Here is an 18,198-nt window from a genome sequence, read left to right as displayed (position 1 = left end):
TTTCTTCGAACCTGCGCACAGGTGTTCCTGTGCGCAGGTTTTTTTTTGTCTCGGAGCCGGCAGTTCGCCTCCGCCGGGTCGCGATCTCCTCGTGCTTGCAGTTCCTTCGTGGGTGGATTTTTGCTTGTATGGCGTGCGGGCGCGACATGGAGCGGCTCGCCGAGGCAGATCGAGATGATACGGCGAGTTTCTCCCGGGCGCGGAGCGTTGCTACGCTAGGTGGACCTTGGGATCCAAGCGCTGCAGAGTCGCCGCTGTCGTCGGTGGTGCCCTCGGTTGCGGGCTCCTCGTCGGTTTCGCGCCTTTTGTGCGTTACCAGGCCGAGCGAGCCGCCGAGGGATACGGGGCGTCGCTGACGATCGAGCAGGTTCGGCCCACGTGGGGGGGCGTGGCCCTGCGAGGGGTAGATGTCCGGTTGAGGGGCGCTCCAAGCGTGTCGATCCGGCTGGATGAGGTCGCCGTTGCCCTTGGCTGGTCCGGGCGCCGTGTCGCGATGCGCGGCGGGATGGTCTCCGCCGTGGGCCCGCGGGAGGTGATCCTTCGCGAGCTGGAGACATGGCGGGCCGGTCAGGCTGCGGGGCGTCCCGGCGCAGCAGCGGGCGGTGGGGGCGGGAGTACCGAGCTGGACGGGCTCAAGCTCGTGTGGAACGACCGGGAGAGCGCTCCGAAGGAGAGCCTGTCCGCGATCGGGGTGAGCCTGTCACGCGCCGGGGGACGCACGTCGATCGCCGCTCAGCAGGCGATGCTGTCGCTGGGGCGCGCGGCGTTCTCGGTCCGGGATGGTCGGCTGGTGCTCGTCCGCGAGCTGGCACGCTACCAGGTGCACGAGCTCTCGGCCGCGGCCGTGGATGCCGAGGTCACGCTCCCGGAGCTCGCGGCCAGGCCGCAGGCATCACCGGAGCTCGCAGGCAGGCCGCAGGCACCACCCGAGCAGGGCGGGGGCACTCGAACGGCACAGGTCACACAGGTCAAGCGAGCCGCAGAAGGGGATGACAGCGCGAACACGCGCCCGAACCGCGGGGCTCTGGTCCGCGAAGCTCTCCTGCACGCTGCCAGGGGGATCGACCTGACGCTGGGCAAGGGAGCCAAGGTCGAGGTCGCGGGGGTCACCGCGCGCCTCAAGCGCGGCACCGACACCCTGAACCTGGGGCCCGGCAGCCTCGCCGTGCGGCGGGAGGCAGGCTCGCTCGTGGTGGAGCTCTCTCCAGGAGAGGCGGCGATCGCGGGCGTCGGTGCGGACGCCCAGCAGGCGCTCACGTTTCGGCTTCGCGTGCCGCTCAACGACGCGCAGGAGACCCCGCAGGAGATCGTGGCCGACGTGCAGGGCGGGCCCATCTGGCTCTCGACCCTCGGGGTCCATGAGGGAGATCTCGGACTGTTCGACGTGGCGCGCACGTCGATCGTCAGCCGCGCGCGGGTCGTCCTCTCGGCGGACGGTCAGACGCTGGGAGTCGATGGCGAAGGGAGGCTCAAGAACCTCTCGCTGCGGAGCGCCGCCCTGGCGGACGAGCCCATCGCCGGTCTCGATCTGGCGTGGCGGGCAAAGGCGCACGGCAAGCTGGACGGGTCGAGGCTCGTCGCAGAGGACGCGGAGATCGATCTCGGCTCCATGAGGCTGATCGCGCGCGGTGAGTACGAGCACTCCGCGGCCTCCCACCGGGTTCGGGGCAGCTTCGAGGTGCCTCTCACGGCCTGCCAGTCGCTGCTCGACTCGGTGCCCAGGGGGGTCGTGGCGAAGCTCCATGGCATGCGGCTCGCCGGCTCCTTCGGGATCAAGGGGAAGCTCCGCTTCGACACCGCCAGCCTAGACCGCACGTTCTCGCTCGACTGGGGCGTCTCCAACACCTGCCGTGTCGCGGAGATGCCGCGCGAGCTGAGCGCCGACCAGTTCAAGCGCGCGTTCCGCCGCCTGGTGTACGGACCCGGCGGCCAGCGGGTCGAGATCGAGTCCGGTCCGGGGACCGCCGAGTGGGTCCCCTATGAAGACATCTCCCGCTTCATGGAGGTCGCCGTGCTGACCACCGAGGACAGCGGCTTCCACCGGCATAGCGGCTTCGACCAGGAGGCCATCAAGAACTCGATCCGCGAGAACCTCCGGAAGATGAGGTTCGTGCGGGGAGCGAGCACCGTCAGCATGCAGCTCGCGAAGAACCTCTACCTCGAGCGGACCAAGAGCGTGGCTCGCAAGCTCCAGGAGACCCTGCTCACCATGTACCTGGAGCAAGAGCTCACCAAGGAGCAGATCATGGAGCTCTACCTGAACGTGGTGGAGTTCGGGCCGCTGGTCTACGGAATCGGCGCCGCCGCGCGGCACTACTTCAACACGACGCCCGCACAGCTCTCGCTCGGACAGGCGCTCTACATCGCGTCGATCCTGCCGAGCCCCAGCGTGCAGCACTTCAGCGCGAGCGGCGAGGTGACCCCCGCATGGAGCGAGTACCTGCGCAAGCTCATGCAGATCGCTCACAAGCGTCACCGGATCTCGGATGAGGAGCTCGAGAAGGGGCTGCAGGAGACGGTCGTGCGGGGCTCCCCGGCGCCTCACCTGGCGCCCCGGCAGCCCCCCGGGGATGAGGACGTCCTGGTGGACGAGGGCGGTGCGTGGACAGCGCCGTGACCCGCGCCGCGGACCTGGGGATCAGCGCTTGAGCGCTGCGGCCCGGAGCTTCGCGAAGAAGGCGCGAAGCAAGGCGGCGCTCTCCTCCGCCAGCACCCCCGACGTCACCACGAAGCGATGGTTGAGCCGGCTGTCGCGCCCGATCGTGAAGAGCGTGTCGATCGCGCCTGCCTTCGGATCGGGGCAGCCGTACACGAGCCGTGCGATCCTGGCGTTGACGAGCGCGCCCGCGCACATGGGACACGGCTCCAGCGTCGCGTAGACCGTCGCCCCCTCGAGCCGCCACCGGCCAAGCTGCCTGGCCGCCGTGCGCAACGCATCCACCTCGGCGTGCCCGGTCGGATCCTGGTCGATCTCTCGCCGGTTTCGGCCGCGCGCCAGCACGACCCCCGCGGCATCGACGATGAGCGCTCCTACAGGGACATCCCCGGCCGCAGCCGCTGCCTGCGCCTCCGCGAGCGCCCCCTGCATCCAGAACACATCAACGTCTGCCCCATCGGACCCTTTGGCCGCGGTCGAGAGGAGCAACTCTGCTCCATCATCCCTGATGGGTTCAGGATCTGTCACACGAACGATCAGGCGCGCCCAGGAAGATTCGAACTTCCGACCCCCGGCTTCGTAGGCCGATGCTCTATCCAGCTGAGCTATGGGCGCTCTGGTGATGGCAAACGGAAAGGCGTGGCTACGCCACTGCACTCCTCGCGTCCGCGTTTGGTTGCGCGAAGTGAGTGCCGCCGTTTAGACGGCCCCGAGCTTTCTGTCAAGAGAAAGTGACGAGAGCCCGAGGACGCCCGTTCGCAGGAGCGGCGTTCGTGGGCGAGAGTCCCGCAGCGCTCGCCCATTCCCGTCGGCCATCCTCTCCCCGGTTCGCGTCTCCGGTTCGCGCCGGGCGAGCCGGCCGCACGGCATCGCAGCGGAGAGGCGTCCGGAACCGACCTCTCGGTGTCGGGTGTGTCGCATTACAAAAAATATGGCGCGCGGCGATTCCTCAAGGGAATGGCCGCGCGCTTTCATACGCTCTCGAAGCACAAGCGGAAGCGCAAGCTCGGGGAACGTGACGAGGCGCAGACAGAGCTGCAAAAGATGAACAAGCGGTAAGCCAAGCGCCGGCGCTACGGACGAGGCGAGACGAGCGCCGGCTGAAGGACCAAGCGAAAGTCAACGAGGCCTGTCAGGAGGGAGGAGGACCGCGAGACGCTGCAGCCCACAGCGGGAAGCGCGGTCGGTTCCGCCTGGAGCAGCGTCCGTGCCACCGCTCGGACCTGCCGCCTAGCCGATCGACGTCGGCGTGAGACGTCGGGCGGAGCCCCCGGGTTCAACCGTGATTTCCCCGAGGCTCGCGGAGCCTACTGCTCGCGCGCTGGGACATCGATGTCGCGTCAGGGACCGTGGTTCGCAAGTTTTGCGAGCCAAGGTGGCCGGACTCGGTGGGGGTGACGCGATGCGCTATCGAGGGCCGCCGAAGAGATGGTCGTGGGGGGCGTCGGCGTGGCAGCGCTTGCAGGGGGGCAATGCGCCGCGGTGGGCGGATGTGCCCTGAGGCGTGAGGATGAGGTACTCCCAGTCGCCGCCATCGGGATCGTAGCCGGCGTGGCGCTTGACCATCGCCAGGAGCGTCACCGGGTCGGAGGAGCCCGCCGCGTAATGATACTCGACCAGGGCCGCTCCAGGCGGGAGCGCACGACCCGGGCCGAGCGCGGGGTAGGCCGCGGCGGCCGCGTTGACCCGTACCTCTGCCTCCATCTCGCCGGTGAAGTGCTGGGAGCGAGCGCGGCCCGTGACCGGCCTGAAGGTCGCGAGCTGCGGGGCGAGCTCCCAGATGGAGGGCTCCGTGTCCGGCGGGGCAGCGGGGGCAGCGGCCGGCGCGCGCGGCTCCGCGGTGAGGCCAGGGCCGCGCTCCCCGATCCACTCCGTCGCGGCTGCATGATGACCTCGAGGGCCGGGGGGGGCATGGCCTCGGGGGCCGGGGGGGGCACAGCCGAGCGGCAGGGGCGCCCACCCGGAGCTGGAAGGGGACCGTGCCCCCGCCGAGAACATCGCGGAGGCCAGGGACGCCGCTGCGAGCGCGCCGCACGCCGAGAAGCGGGTTCGGGACCGCACCGGGCGAGATGCTACACTGCCAAGATGGACCTGGCCGCTTCCAGGCGTGGCCGCGCATGGCGCGCCCTCTTCGCTGCAACGCTGGTCACGCTGGCAGGCGCCGCGCTGGTGGGAGGGGCGTCCGACGCGTCCGCCGAGGAGATGTCTCGCCGCGCCTGGCTCGGCGTGGAGCTGGCGCCGGGGCCGGCCGGGGGCGTGATCGCCAAGCACGTCGTCACCAGCTCGCCCGCGGCCAAGGCCGGCATGGTGGACGGCGACCTGCTCGTCGCGGCGGATGGCGTGCCGCTCGAGGATCCGAAGCAGCTGATCGCCCGGGTCGCGCTCGCTGGACCGGGGAACGTGGTGAACCTCCGGATCCGGCGCGGCGGCCGGGAGCGCGATGTGGCGCCGACGCTGGCGCCATTCCCCGGGCGCGATCAGATCCTCCGCCTCGACAAGGTCGGCACGCGCGCGCCGGACTTGAAGGCGCTCGTCACCGTCTCCGGGACGGTCCCCGCGACCGTCGGGGCCCTGCGCGGAAACGTGGTGTTGCTCGATTTCTGGGCTACCTGGTGCGCGCCGTGCCGCCTCATGGCCCCGCAGCTCTCGAAATGGCACGCGACGTACGCCGCGCAGGGGCTGCGGGTCGTCGGGGTGACGAGCGACAACGTCGGCGTCGCGACGAGGACGGCTCAGGCGCTCGCCATGCGCTACGCGGTCGCGTCGGACGCCGCGGAGGCGACCTCCGCAGCGTACGGCGTCTCGGCGCTCCCGACGATGTTCGTGATCGACAAGAAGGGCATCATCCGCGAGGTGCTCGTCGGCTACGACCCGTCCCGGCACGCCCAGATCGAGAAGCTCCTCCAGGCTCTGCTCGCAGAGCCGGCGCCGTAGGAGCCGCAGGCCCGCGGGCTGGTCGGGTTGCCTCCCCATGCTCCTCTCCATCGACGAGTTCCTGTGGGCGCTGCGGCGCGACGGCTTCGCCGTCTCGACCGCGCAGGCGATCGACGCGGCGCGCGCCTGCGCCCTCGTAGGGTTCGGCGATCGCGCGGCGCTGCGGGACGCCATCGGCGCGGTGGTCGTCGAGCGCGCGGCGGATCTCCGGCGGTTCCACGCCTGCTTCGATCGCTTCTTCTCCCCTGCCGGCGCGCACGTCGGAGATCTCTGGGGACGCCTGCGGGAGCGCGGGTTCTCGGACGCGGAGCTCTCGGCCCTCCGCGATTTGCTGAGCGCGGCGGCGGAGCGGAGCGGCGCCCATGGCGACGCGGTCGCGTTTCACGCGCTCACCGGGGCCGCCGGGGAGCTCGATCAGCTGCTCCGATCGGCGGGGATCGCCCGCGTGCTCGCGCCGATGACGAGCTCGCTCCAGGTCGGCTTCTTCGCGCAGCGGGTGATGGACCAGCTCGGGGTGCCGTCCGTCGCGAGCGCGCTCCGGCGGATCCGGAGCGCGCTGCAGGAGTCGCTCGGGGAGGACCGAGGAGCGGCCCTCGCGGACGCGCTGTCCGCGGAGCTGGAGCGCATGCGGCACCGCGTGCGCGAGCACGTGACGCTGTCGCTGCGGCGCCTCGAGGGCGAGGCGCCCGAGACGGCTGGCCGCATGGATGTTCCGTTCGCCTCGCTCGGCGAAGACGAGATGGAGGACGTGCGCCGCGCCGTGCGGGATCTCTCCGAGAGGCTCCGCGGCGCCGAGCGGCTCCGCAGGCGCCGCGCGCGGCGCGGCAGGATCGACCCCCACCGGACCCTGCGGCGCAGCCTCCAGACCGGGGGCGTGCCCTTCCAGCCGGCGAGGCGGGCGCGCCGGCGCGACAAGCCGCGCCTCATGGTCCTGTGCGACGTGTCGGACTCGGTCCGCGTCGCCGCCAGGTTCATGCTCGAGTTCGTCTGCGCGGCGCAGGACCTCTTCGACCGGACCCGATCGTTCGTCTTCGTGAGCGAGCTCGCCGAGACGACCGAGCTCTTCGAGGTGGCGCCGACGAGCGTCGCGCTCGCTCGTATCCAGCGCGGCGAGGTGGTGAGCCGCGCGCACAACTCGAACTACGGGCGCGTGCTCAGGGCCTTCGAGGAACGGTACGGGCGCGAGGTCGATCGGCGGGTGACGATCGTGATCCTGGGCGATGGTCGCACGAACTATTTCCCGGACGAGGCAGAGGTCCTGAGGCGCCTCCGCGACCGGGCGCGAGCGCTCCTCTGGCTGTGCCCCGAGGGGCCCGGCGCCTGGGGGACGGGAGACAGCGCGATGCTGCGCTACGCGGCGGCGTCGACCAAGGTGCTGGTAGCCCGGACGGCGCGGGAGCTCGAAACGGCGGCGCGGGAGGTGGTCGCCAGGCGCGCTTAGGACTATGGCTCGCGCCATGTCGCTCGATCAGAAGCTGAGGGAGCTCACGGCGCGCATCGAGAAGGGGGGCGCGCAGAAGTACCACGACAAGAACGCGGAGCAGGGCAAGCTGTTCGCCCGGCAACGCGTCTCGCTGCTCCTCGACGAAGGCAGCTTCATCGAGGATGCGGCGCTCGCCAACGCGCTGGATCCCGAGCTGCCGGCCGATGGGGTCATCACCGGCACGGGGACCATGGACGGGCGCCCCGTGTGCGTGATGGCGAACGACTCGACCGTGAAGGCCGGCTCGTGGGGACGCCGCACCGTCGAGAAGATCCTGCGCGTGCAGGAGACCGCGCGGCGCCTCCGGTGCCCGCTGTTCTACCTCGTCGACTCCGCGGGCGCGAGGATCACCGACCAGATCGAGATGTTCCCCGGCCGGCGCGGCGCGGGCCGGATCTTCTACAACCAGGTCGAGATGAGCGGCCTGGTCCCGCAGATCTGCCTGCTGTTCGGGCCATCGGCGGCGGGGGGCGCCTACATCCCGGCGTTCTGTGACGTCGTGTGCATGGTCGAGAACAACGCGAGCATGTACCTGGGCTCGCCGCGGATGGCGGAGATGGTGATCGGCGAGAAGGTCTCGCTAGAGGAGCTCGGCGGGGCGCGCATGCACTGCTCGGTCTCGGGGTGCGGGGACGTGCTCGTGAAGACCGAGGAGGAGGCGATCGCGTTCGCGAAGCGGTACCTCGCGCTGATGCCGCAGAACGCCGAGCAGGCCCCGCCGCGGGTCGAGCCGAGGCCGGAGAAGCCGGCGCAGCGCTCGCTCGAGGACGTGATCCCCGCCGACGAGAACAAGCCCTTCGACATGATGGCCGTGATCGACGCGATCATCGACGAGGGCAGCTTCGTCGAGATCAAGAAGCTCTACGCGAAGGAGATCCTGACAGGGCTCGCGCGCATCGAGGGACGCGCGGTCGGGATCGTCGCGAACCAGCCGAAATACAAGGGCGGCGTGCTGTTCGTCGACTCGGCCGACAAGGCCGCCCGGTTCATCTGGCTCTGCGACGCCTTCAACATCCCGCTCCTGTACCTCGCGGACGTGCCAGGCTTCATGATCGGGACCGTCGTCGAGCGGCAAGGGATCATCCGCGCCGGCGCGAAGATGATCGCCGCGGTGAGCGAGGCGACCGTGCCGAAGCTGTCCGTCGTCGTCCGCAAGGCGTACGGGGCCGGGCTCTACGCGATGTGCGGGCCGGCGTTCGCGCCGGACGAGTGCATCGCCCTGCCCTCGGCGTCCATCGCGGTGATGGGGCCGAGCGCCGCGGTGAACGCGGTCTACTACAACAAGATCCAGGCGGTCCCCGAGGGGCCCGAGCGCGACGCGCTCGTGCAGAAGCTGCGCGAGGCGTACCGGGCCGACGTCGACCTGGAGAAGCTCGCGAGCGAGCTCGTGATCGATGCGATCGTCCCGACGGCGAGCCTCCGCCGCGAGGTGGCGCGCCGCTTCGATCGTTACGTCGGCAAGGTCGAGGAGCGCCCGCGCAAGAAGCACCTGGTCCCCCCGGTGTGAGCGGCGCGCCGGGAGCCCGCGCCGCGCGCGTGGCCCCGCAGCGCAGAGGCGCGGGGCGCCGAGCCCGATGCGCTCGGCGGCGCCGGCCGGTCGCGGTCGTGGTGTAGACTCGCCGCGTGCTTGCTCGCAGGCTCCCGCTCGCCCTCGCGCTGCTCGGCCTCGCCCTGACGACCGTGGATGCGCGCGCCGACGCTCCAGCCTCGGCGATGGCGCGCCTGCTCAGGCCGCGCCTGGGACGGCATCCGCTCGCCGATCCGCGCGGACGCATCCCCGTGCTGGTCCCGCTGCCGGCTCGCGCCGATGCGCGGTCGCTCGGGTTGCTCCCGGTCGCGCCGGGCTTCGGGACCGTCCGGCTCGCGCCCGAGGACGTCGACGCCTTCGCCGCCGAGCACCCGGAGCTGTCGCTGCTCACGGGACCGCCGCGGCTGCCCCTCCTGGATCGATCCAGGAGGTGGATCCGGCTCGATCAGTACCGGGAAGCCACGAGCGCGGACGGCATGGGCGCGGACGGCGAGGGGGTGGTCGTCGGCATCGTCGATACCGGCATCGACGTGACCCATCCGGATTTCCGGGATGAGGACGGCAGGACGCGGATCCGATGGCTGCTTCAGGCGGGGGATCCCAGAGGGCTGCAACCCGCGCTCGAGCGCGCGTACGGCTGCGATGATCCGAGCCAGTCCCCGTGCGCGATCTTCTCCAGCGTCGAGATCGACGCCATGCTGGCGGAGGAGCTGCCTGGCCTTCAGCGCGACATCACCGGCCACGGCACGCACGTGGCTTCTATCGCGGCGGGGAACGGCGGGCCGATGGTCTCCCAGCGGCCGCGCTACGTCGGGGTGGCGCCCGCGGCCACGCTGATCGTCGCCGCGCCTTCGCGACCCGGTGACGGCTTCGATGACCCGGACATCCTGAAGGCCGTGCAGTTCATCTTCGACCGCGCCGACGAGCTCGGCATGCCGGCGGTCGTCAACCTGAGCGTCGGGAGCGATTTCGGGCCCCACGACGGGACGAGCCCGCTCGAGGTCGGGCTCGCCGCGATGGTCGGCGGCGAGCGCAGGGGGCGCGCGATCGTCGTGGCCGCCGGCAACAGCGGCGCGCTGTACGAGATCGACGGCGAGGGGCCGATGGGGATCCACACCGAGGCGCATGTCTCGCCCCACGCCGTGACACGCGTGCCCATCCGCACGCCGGCCTCGTCGAACGGGTACGGGTACGTCTGGATCACGTTCCGCCCGGACGATGAGGTGTCGGTCGGCCTCGAGGGGCCGGGCGGCGAGGCGTGGATCGGCCTCGTCGATCCCGGGGAGGACGCCGGCTACAAGGGCGACGACGGCAGGACGACCGGCGCCGTGATCAACCGGCTCGCGAACGGGAAGTCGGCCATCACCGCGGACACGAACAGCGCGGTCGTGGCCTTCAGCGGGGCGTGGGAGGCAGGCGAGTTCGCCATCCTCCTGCAGGGCCGCGGAGACGCGCAGCTCTGGGTGACGGGGCTCGGCGACGTCTCGCCGTCCCACGATCTGGGGCTCCAGTTCACGCGCGGGATCAAGCAGGGCACGATCAACGTGCCCGCGAGCCACCCTGGCCTGCTCGCCGTGGGCTGTACCATCAACCGCGTGAGCTGGAGGCCGCACGGGCGCCGCACGAACGTGCGCCTCACGAGCGTCGAGGGCGAGCTGATCGAGGAGGACAGCGCCTGCTATTTCAGCGCGGCCGGTCCCACGCCGTTCGGCGTGGCGAAGCCCGAGATCAGCGCGCCCGGCGGCTTCGTCGTGGCGGCCATGGGCGACGGGGTGGATCCGCGCGACCGGCCCGGAGGGCTGTTCGACACGCCCGGGTGCCCCGACGACGAGCCGTGCTTCGTGGTCGACGATCACCACGCGGTCGCGTCGGGGTCCTCGATGTCGGCGCCGCAGGTCACGGGCGCGATAGCGCTCCTCTTCCAGCGCGACCCGCGCCTGAGCCAGGCGGACGTCACGGAGATCCTCCAGGCAGGCGCGCGGTATCCGAGGGGCAACGTGCCGCTGGACGCGCAGCTCGGCCCCGGCGTGCTCGACCTCGAGGGCGCGCTCCTCGCGCACTGGAGGCACCAGACCGAGGGCGGCGAGCCGGCGATCGACAGGAGCTGGTACGTGCTGTCGAGCACCTACGCGAGGCCCGATCCGTCATGGCCCGTCTGGGGGACGGTCGAGCTGCGGCGCTCGGATGGAGCGCCGGTGGGGGGCGCGGGCGACAAGCTCACGTTGTCTCTCCGCGGCGGGGTCGTGCACACGCCGCTCCGACAGGTGCGCCGCGGGCTGTGGCGGTTCGCGGTCGCGGCGCCGCGCGGCTCCGGCGGAGCGACGCTGAGCGTCGACGTGCTCTATGACGGCGTCTCGCTCGGCGCGCGCGAGCTCCCGATCGGGAGCGACGTGTGGATGGCGAGCGGGGAGCTCGAGGCGGCGAGCGGCGCGTGCTCCTGCGCGGCGCCCGGCTCGGTGCGCGGGCTCCCGCCGGGCGTCGCCGCGAGCTGGGTCGTGAGCGGCCTCGCGGCGGCGGCCGTGGCGCGCCGCCGACGCCGCGGCTGAGCTCCAGAGGCGCGGGGCGCCTGGAGCCGCGGGCAGGGGCGAGAGGACAGCACGATGGCGCAGGCTCGCGCCTGGCTGCCATCCGGCGCTGTCCGTGTCACCGTGGCCGCGCGGCAGGCGGAGCTGCCCACGATGCCGCCTGCCCGGGGGCTGTGATGGAGAAAAGGATGAGCTCAGGTCGACCGACCACCGAGGAGACAGGCGCGGAAGCGAGAGATCGGCTCCCGCCGCGGCCGATCCGCTTCGCGGCGCGCACCGGCTGGGATCTCTCGGAGAACCAGCTTGCTTCCGTCCTCGTCGAGGCCCGCCGCGCCGGGCGCGCGCTCGTCGACTTCACCGAGTCGAACCCGACGCGCTGCGGGATCGCCGAGACAGCCCCGCTCATCGCGCGGCTGGGCGAGCCGCGCGGCTGCCGGTACGCGCCGCTGCCGCTCGGCGATCCCGCCGCCCGCGCCGCGGTGGCGCGCTACTACCAGGAGCGCGGCCTCGACGTGGATCCCGCGGGCGTCGTGCTGACGGCCAGCACCAGCGAGGCCTATGGCTGGCTCCTCAAGCTGCTCGCCGAGCGCGGCGATGACGTGCTCGTCCCCGTCCCGTCGTACCCGCTGCTCGAGTACCTCGCCTGCCTGGAGGACGTCTCGCTCACGCCTTACCCGCTCGTCAAAGAGGAAGGATGGCGGATCGACCTCGGCGCGCTGGAGCGCGCGGCCGGCGAGCGGACGAGGGCGGTTGTGCTCGTCCACCCGAACAACCCGACCGGCTCCTTCGTGCGCCGCGACGACGCGGCCGCGCTCGAGGCGTGCGCGCGCGCGCGCGGCCTTGCGCTGATCGTCGATGAGGTCTTCGGCGACTACGCGCACGGAGACCTCCCCGCGGACCGGCTGCCGAGCTTCGCGGGCCGACGGCAGGCGCTGACCTTCGTCCTGAGCGGGCTCTCGAAGGTGATGACGCTGCCGCAGCTCAAGCTCGGCTGGATCGTGGTCTCGGGCCCGCCGGACCTCGCCGCCGCGGCGATGGAGCGGCTCGAGGTCATCGCCGATACCTACCTCTCGGTCGGCACGCCGGTGCAGCTCGCGCTCCCGGAGATCCTCGCGGCGCGCGCGCCCGTCCAGCGCGCGATCCTGGAGCGCGTGCGGACGAACCTCGCCGCGCTCGACGCGGCGATCGCGGCGCGGGCGACCGTGCAGCGCGCTGTCCGGCGGCTCCCGGTCGACGGCGGCTGGTACGCGACGCTGGAGGTCCCGCGCGTGCACGACGACGACGGGTGGGTCGAGCTCCTCGTGCGCGAGGAGGGCCTCATCGTCCACCCCGGCTACTTCTTCGACATGCCGCGCGACGGCTTCCTGGTGGTCGGTCTGCTGCTCGAGCCGCCCGTGTTCGCCGCCGCCGCGCTGCGGCTCGTCCACCGGCTGGAGCGCGCGCTCAGCGATGGATGAGGACCACCGTGGAGCGGCCCGCGTCGCGTGACGCCCGCAGGCCGTGCCACCCGTCCGGCACCGGCGGATCGGTCCACGCGAACATCTGCTTCGCGTCGATGGGGGAGAGGTTGACGCAGCCGCCGCTCTTCAGCTCGCCCCAGGCGTCGTGCCAGTACGCGCCGTGCAGGGCGTGAGGGCCATGGAAGTTCTGCACGAACTGCACCTCGGAGTGGACGAGGTCGTCGTTCGAGCTCGACACCATCGTCGCCGTCACGAACTTCCCGTCGATGCGGAAGCGCCCCGTGGGCGTCGCCGCGGTCTCGATGGCGGGGACACCCTTCCGCGGCACGCCGCCGCGCCCGGGCGAGACGAGCGTCGCGAAGACCGGGGTGAGCTCTTCGTACGCGACGAGCCATCCGCCGAGCACGCTCACCTCGATCCACTTGCGCGGCGGCGAGGAAGGGTCGTTCTCCCCATCGAGCGGTGAGCGCTTCGCCGCCTCGATCACGACCGCGTCCTCCGCGCGCACGTAGATCCCCGGCTCCTGCGTCTCGAGGAGCTGCTCGGCGCCGTCGACCTCGGCGCGGCCCGTGAGCCCGACCCAGTCGAGCCGCGCGAAGGACGCGCCGGTCGGCTCGAACCGGCCGTCGGCGCCGCGCCGGTACTTCGGTCGATCGGTCTTGCGGAAGAACGCGAGCGGGAGCGAACGCCCGTCCTTCAGCCACACGCCCTGGAAGCTCGAGCGCGGGTAGGGCCTGAGCCGATCCTTCGGCATGTACGCCTGGTCCGAGGTGACCACCCAGGTCCGATCCAGCGCGTCGAACGCCCGGGTGAACGCCACCGTCGAGCCGGTCACGATCCGGTCACGCGACTCGCGAACGAGGCCGCCGAAGGGGAACAGCGCCGGGGCAGCGACGCCCGCCGGCTCCAGATCGACCCCGACGAGGTCCGTGTCGATCGCGCGGATGGCGTCATCGCCGCCGGCGGCGCGCGCATTCGCGACGTTCGCGAGGTGCTCCGCGAGATCCCACTCGGCGCGTCGCTGCTCTTTCTCGCTCGGGAGGCGCGGGTAGCGCGGCGCGCCGGTCGACTCCGCGTACTCGTAGGGCCAAGGGGAGTCGATCCTGGGCGCGTGGGGGCGCAGCGCGACCACCACCGGGTCGTTCGGGTCGACGGTGGCGCTGGCGCCGGCGCAGACGTAGCCCCGCGGCTCGACGGCGTACCACGCGTCGCAGCCCGCGCCCGGCGTGCGCGCCGCCTCGAGGCTGCCGCCGCGCACGGCGACGGAGCCGCCGAGGCCGAGGTAGCCGCTCCATCCCCGCGTGGGGTAGGGGCCGGGGTTGATCCAGGCAAACCGCGCCTTCGAGTAAATGCGCGCGACCTCCGGTGCCGCGTCCGCGGAGGGCGCCGCCTCCGTCTCGGCCGGGTCGGCGGCGCGGGCCTTCGCTGCCGCGGCAGGTGCGGGCTCGACGGGCGCTGCGGGCTGGGCGTCGACGGGCTCGACGGGCGCTGCGGGCTGGGCGTCGACGGGCGCTGCGGGGTGGGCGTCGTCCGCCTCGGGCGGGGCCGGCGCGGCCACGGCAGGGCTCTCTTCGGAGCATGCGGCGGTGCCCCCGGAGGCGACCGCCCACGTCAGGGCCGCGAGGAGCAAGGGGCACGGTGAGCTGGCCATGCAAGCGGTAAGAGACTACTTGCCGGAAGCCACCGCGGACAAGCGGACGTCGGCGCAGAAGTCCGGGGCGGAACCCGCAACCCGGCCCGCGCCGCGCGCCCTCCGCCGGACCGCGGCGGCCCGATACCCGCCGGACCGCGGCGGCCCGATACCCGCCGGACCGCGGCGGCCCGATACCCGCCGGACCGCGGCGGCCCGATACCCGCCGGACCGCGGGCGTGGGGCGCTACAGCCTGCCGAGCACGGCCACCACGAGGAGGATGATCCCGACGAGCGCGGCCGCGAGCATCATGAACCGCGCCAGCCGCGGCTTGAGCCACCTCCACAGGACGAGGCGAGCCACCTTCCACAAGAGCGCCAGGATCTGCCAGAGGACCTTGCCCACGACGGCAGCGTAGCGCAGTCCCGGGGCGCGCGCCCCCGACCGGAGAAGCGTTTCGTGCCTGCTGAAGGGCACGGCGACGGAGGAGCCCAGCGATGGCCCGCGCGCCGGGCGGGCCCAGGGCGCAGCCGCACCGTCAGCACGACGGCGTTCTCGGGCCAGGCGTGCGCGACGTGCGACGTCAGTCGATGCTGACGCTGACCTTCGAGGCGTAGCTGCCAGGGGAGGGGAAGGTGATCTCGCGGAGCGCGTCTGCGACGCACTCGGCCGCCTCCTCGCCCCGCTCGTCGGCGCTGGAGACGCCCACCCCGAGCGCCTTGCCGTCCGTGTCGATGTACAGCGTCGCCGTGAGCTGGCTGGCGCCAGCCTGGCTCCGGCAGGACTCGAGCGCCGGGCGCGCCTTCTTGTACGGCGTCCCGAGCTGATCAGGCGTCCACGGCACGGGCAGGCGCTCGTCGCTGCTCGGCTCGAAGGTGAAGCTGTTCTCGGCCAGCCCCTCGCCGCCGACCGGCTTCGGCCACCTCGTTGCCTTGAGGACGTCGAGCATGCACGCCTCGGTCTCGCGATCGCCGAGGGTCGATTCCTTCACGAACGCCCAGCGCGCCGTGCCCTCCTCGGTCACCCGGACCTTGAACCGTATCTCGCCGCCGAGATACGGGATGCGCTGAACGCCCCTCTCGTAACAGCGCGAGAGCCGGTGCGACGCGCGCTCGAACGCCGCCTGCACCTTCTCCTCGTTCATGGCGCCGATCTCGGCGCGCGCGCTCATCGACGAGCGCCGCTCTTCCACCGGATCGGCGTCGCGCATGAGCGGCGCAGCGGGCGCAGGCTCGGCGCCGCCGCAGCCAAGGAGGGCCGACGAGGCCAGGAACGCGACGAGGAGGAGCGAAGCCTTGAGCAAGCGAGTGCGTTTCATGATTCGACACGGACTGTATACGACCGTGTCTTCCGGCGAAAAGAGGGGATGGAGGGCAGGCCGCGCTCCAGTCACCCTGATCGTTTCTATGCCGCCGCGAACACCGACGCCCCGCTCCAGACGCGCGTCCGCTCCGAGAGGAGGCGGCCGTGACGCACATGGTAGAGGCGGAGCGGCGTGTGTCCGTCCACGAGCGCCTGAGCGCAGAACATCCGGGCGGGCGCGCCGGCGCGGACAGGCGTGTCCGCTTCGCGGTGCGTGTGCCCGTGGAGCACATGGATGTGGTCGTGCTCCTGGAGCAGCGCCATCTGCTCGGCGCTGTTGAGCAGGCCGTCGAGCCACTGCCACGCGCCGACAGGGTGGCAGCGCGGCGGGTGGTGCTGGGCGAGCACGAGCGCGTCGCCCGAGCGCCGCGTCTCGGCGGCGAGCTGGGCGACCTGCGCCAGCGCGCGCGTCGCGATCGCGCCCGCCGAGCGGGTCACCGGCTGCAGGATGGCCGTGGAGACGGCGGCCAGCACGACACCGGGGAGGGCGACGGTCGTCCCGGGGCCGCTCGTCGCCGCGAAGGGGCGCAGCGGTCCGCAGAGGGCGCGCTCCCAGGCGTCGCCGCCAGCGTAGACGTCGTGATTGCCAGGCGCCAGGGTGACGCGCGCCGGCGGCCAGCCGCTCTCGGCCAGCACCGCGGCGAGCACCTCGAACTGGGGGGCGGTCCCGTCCTCGGTGAGGTCGCCCGTGAGCACCAGGTGGTCGGCCCCGCTCTGCCGCGCCTCGATGAGCGCGGCCAGCGCGCGGCGGCGCCGCTGCTCCGCGTCGATCGGGCGGCCGAAGCTCAGGTAACGGAGCCGCCACCGCTCGGCGCCGCGGCGCCGGCCGTGATCCGCCTCGAGGAGATGAAGATCGGTGAGGTGCGCGAGCGTCGTCATCGGCGGCGATCGTGCTCCCGACCCCGCGTCGTTCCAGCGACATCGACGCAAGCTCTCGGCGACGCAGCGCGGCCGCAGGCGCGCGGGCGCCGCGCGCGCTCGACCCGGCGCCCGCCCTCGATCCGGCCGGGGGAGGTGAGCCGTGACGCCCTCCCGGCCGCGCGCGCGACGCGATTGTGACAGGAGCAGGCGGAGCTCTACCATCGGCCGCCATGCCGGGTGCAGCTCACCACATCTCGGACGCGCTCGTGCGCATGGCGTCGTCAGGGGCCATCGGGGTGGGCATCGCCGCGGCGCTGCTCGTCGCGGTACGGATGCTGGCGCCCGCCGCGGAGCGCGGGAAGCTGCGGCTGCCGATCGCGTTGCTCTGCCTCCACGTGGCCGTGCTGCTCGCCCGGCTCCCGCTCGATCCGGCGTCGCCGCTGCACCGGGCGCTGTCGGTCGTCGGGCTCTTCTTTCTCCTGACCGCGCTCGGCCGCGCCGCCTTCCTCCTCGTCGTCGACCTCATCCTCGGCATCCGCCTCGGCCGGCCGCTGTCGCGGATCATCCGCGACATCTTCCAGGGGCTCGTCTACGCCGGCGCCGTGCTCATCACCCTCCGCGCCGCGGGGGTCGAGCCCGGCTCGCTGCTCACCACCTCCGCGCTGCTCACGGCGGTGATCGGCCTGTCGCTCCAGGAGACGCTCGGCAACCTCTTCGCGGGCCTCGCGATCCAGGCGCAGCAGCCGTTCGAGGTGGGGGACTGGATCCAGATCGAGCCCGATCCGAGGCTCATCGGGCAGGTGATCGAGATCAACTGGCGCGCGACCAAGGTGCTCACGAACGATCAGATCGAGCTCACGATCCCGAACGGCACGCTGGCGAAGAGCACCATCCGGAACTTCACGAAGCCCACCGCGACGGCGCGGCGGACCATCGAGGTGCGGGGCCCCCACGACGTGTCGCCGCGGGTCGTCGAGCAGGCGCTGCTCGACGCGGCGGCCTCCGCGCCAGGGGTGCTGCCCGCGCCGCCGCCCTTCGCGCTCGCCGCCAGGTTCGAGGACAACGGCATCGTCTATCAGCTCTACTTCTTCACCGACGACTTCGCCCGTCGCGACCGCGTCGACTCCGCCGTTCGCCAGCGGATCTGGTTCGCGTTCCAGCGCGCGGGCATCTCCATCCCCGTGAACACCCACGCCGTCAGGATGGCGGACACGTCGTCCGAGGCCCGCGCGCGCAGCGAGGCCGAGGCGCGGCAGCGCCGCCTGCAGTCGCTGCGCGTCGTCGACTTTCTCGCCGCGCTCCCGCCGCCGCTCCTCGAGCGGCTCGCGACGCTGACGAAGACCTGTCATTACATGGTCGGTGAGGTCGTGATCCGGCAGGGCGCCGTCGGGCACGAGCTCTTCATCGTGCAATCGGGCGAGGTCTCGGTGGTCGTGGGGCGCGAGGGCGGCAGCACGGCCGAGGTGGCGCGCCTCGGCCCGGGCAAGTTCTTCGGCGAGATGTCGCTGATGACGGGGGAGCCCCGCAGCGCCACCATCCAGGCGGTGAGCGATTGCGAGCTCGTGAAGGTCGACAAGGAGGCCTTCCACGAGATCCTGGCGGCGGCGCCCGACGTCGCCGAGAAGATCACGGAGGTCTTCGCCGCGCGGCAGTCCGCCATCGACGAGAACGTCTCGGTGCGCCGCGCCCGCGCCGGCGCGGAGGAGGCCAGGACGGTCGCGCTGGTCGAGAAGATCCGGCAGTTCTTCTCGCTTTGAT

Annotated in this window: 13 protein-coding genes and 1 tRNA gene; 7 read left to right on the top strand and 7 right to left on the bottom strand. The window is 72.2% G+C overall.

What is annotated here, in order from left to right; all coding sequences use genetic code 11:
* Positions 1 to 505 precede the first annotated feature (505 nt).
* On the top strand, positions 506 to 2,617 hold the full coding sequence (locus WMF31_RS25195) for a biosynthetic peptidoglycan transglycosylase (RefSeq protein ID WP_436604386.1): 2,112 nt from the start codon (positions 506 to 508) through the stop codon (positions 2,615 to 2,617).
* Between the two features lie 21 nt (positions 2,618 to 2,638).
* Here the strand turns inward: WMF31_RS25195 and WMF31_RS25190 are convergent, their stop codons facing one another.
* The 3 genes from WMF31_RS25190 to WMF31_RS25180 form a co-directional block, all read right to left on the bottom strand.
* Positions 2,639 to 3,088: a nucleoside deaminase gene (locus WMF31_RS25190; protein WP_436604385.1), complete on the bottom strand. Its 450-nt coding sequence runs from the start codon at positions 3,086 to 3,088 to the stop codon at positions 2,639 to 2,641.
* Between the two features lie 109 nt (positions 3,089 to 3,197).
* A tRNA-Arg gene (locus tag WMF31_RS25185) sits at positions 3,198 to 3,271 on the bottom strand.
* A gap of 792 nt (positions 3,272 to 4,063) precedes the next feature.
* On the bottom strand, positions 4,064 to 4,360 hold the full coding sequence (locus WMF31_RS25180; protein ID WP_436604384.1) for a hypothetical protein: 297 nt from the start codon (positions 4,358 to 4,360) through the stop codon (positions 4,064 to 4,066).
* A 381-nt stretch (positions 4,361 to 4,741) separates the two neighbouring features.
* On the opposite strand from WMF31_RS25180, the gene WMF31_RS25175 reads away from it, so the two are divergent.
* From WMF31_RS25175 to WMF31_RS25155, 5 genes are all read left to right on the top strand, one after another.
* Positions 4,742 to 5,590 carry a redoxin domain-containing protein gene (locus WMF31_RS25175; protein ID WP_436604383.1) on the top strand — a complete coding sequence of 283 codons (849 nt, stop codon included), beginning with the start codon at positions 4,742 to 4,744 and terminating at the stop codon, positions 5,588 to 5,590.
* A 37-nt stretch (positions 5,591 to 5,627) separates the two neighbouring features.
* Positions 5,628 to 7,031 carry a VWA domain-containing protein gene (locus WMF31_RS25170; RefSeq protein WP_436604382.1) on the top strand — a complete coding sequence of 468 codons (1,404 nt, stop codon included), beginning with the start codon at positions 5,628 to 5,630 and terminating at the stop codon, positions 7,029 to 7,031.
* A gap of 16 nt (positions 7,032 to 7,047) precedes the next feature.
* Positions 7,048 to 8,580, top strand: a complete 1,533-nt coding sequence (locus WMF31_RS25165) for an acyl-CoA carboxylase subunit beta (protein ID WP_436604381.1) — start codon at positions 7,048 to 7,050, stop codon at positions 8,578 to 8,580.
* Between the two features lie 116 nt (positions 8,581 to 8,696).
* Positions 8,697 to 11,147, top strand: coding sequence for a S8 family peptidase (locus tag WMF31_RS25160; RefSeq protein WP_436604380.1), 2,451 nt, complete (start codon positions 8,697 to 8,699; stop codon positions 11,145 to 11,147).
* Between the two features lie 167 nt (positions 11,148 to 11,314).
* A complete protein-coding gene (locus tag WMF31_RS25155) occupies positions 11,315 to 12,583 on the top strand; it encodes an aminotransferase class I/II-fold pyridoxal phosphate-dependent enzyme (protein WP_436604379.1) in 1,269 nt (422 codons plus the stop codon).
* Here the strand turns inward: WMF31_RS25155 and WMF31_RS25150 are convergent.
* The 4 genes from WMF31_RS25150 to WMF31_RS25135 all read right to left on the bottom strand — a co-directional run bounded on the left by WMF31_RS25150 (position 12,570) and on the right by WMF31_RS25135 (position 16,458).
* Entirely contained in the window at positions 12,570 to 14,237 is a 1,668-nt protein-coding gene (locus WMF31_RS25150) for a L,D-transpeptidase (RefSeq protein WP_436604378.1), read from the bottom strand. The two genes, WMF31_RS25155 and WMF31_RS25150, sit on opposite strands and share 14 nt — an antisense overlap.
* A gap of 226 nt (positions 14,238 to 14,463) precedes the next feature.
* Positions 14,464 to 14,622 (bottom strand): hypothetical protein, encoded by a 159-nt coding sequence (locus WMF31_RS25145; RefSeq protein WP_436604377.1) that lies wholly within the window; start codon positions 14,620 to 14,622, stop codon positions 14,464 to 14,466.
* 178 nt (positions 14,623 to 14,800) lie between these two features.
* The gene (locus tag WMF31_RS25140; protein ID WP_436604376.1) at positions 14,801 to 15,535 is read right to left on the bottom strand and encodes an AgmX/PglI C-terminal domain-containing protein; all 735 of its coding nucleotides are present in this window, start codon (positions 15,533 to 15,535) and stop codon (positions 14,801 to 14,803) included.
* 86 nt (positions 15,536 to 15,621) lie between these two features.
* On the bottom strand, positions 15,622 to 16,458 hold the full coding sequence (locus WMF31_RS25135; protein WP_436604375.1) for a metallophosphoesterase family protein: 837 nt from the start codon (positions 16,456 to 16,458) through the stop codon (positions 15,622 to 15,624).
* 212 nt (positions 16,459 to 16,670) lie between these two features.
* Here WMF31_RS25135 and WMF31_RS25130 point away from each other — a divergent pair, with 212 nt between their 5' ends.
* Positions 16,671 to 18,197 carry a cyclic nucleotide-binding domain-containing protein gene (locus tag WMF31_RS25130; RefSeq protein ID WP_436604374.1) on the top strand — a complete coding sequence of 509 codons (1,527 nt, stop codon included), beginning with the start codon at positions 16,671 to 16,673 and terminating at the stop codon, positions 18,195 to 18,197.
* The last annotated feature ends 1 nt before the right edge of the window (position 18,198 follow it).

It is taken from the genome of Sorangium sp. So ce1036 (assembly GCF_051369805.1).
Classification (GTDB): Bacteria; Myxococcota_A; Polyangia; order Polyangiales; family Polyangiaceae; genus Sorangium; species Sorangium cellulosum_F.
Note: the sequence above shows the minus strand (reverse complement) of the source record. Positions and strands in the feature narration are given on the sequence as shown.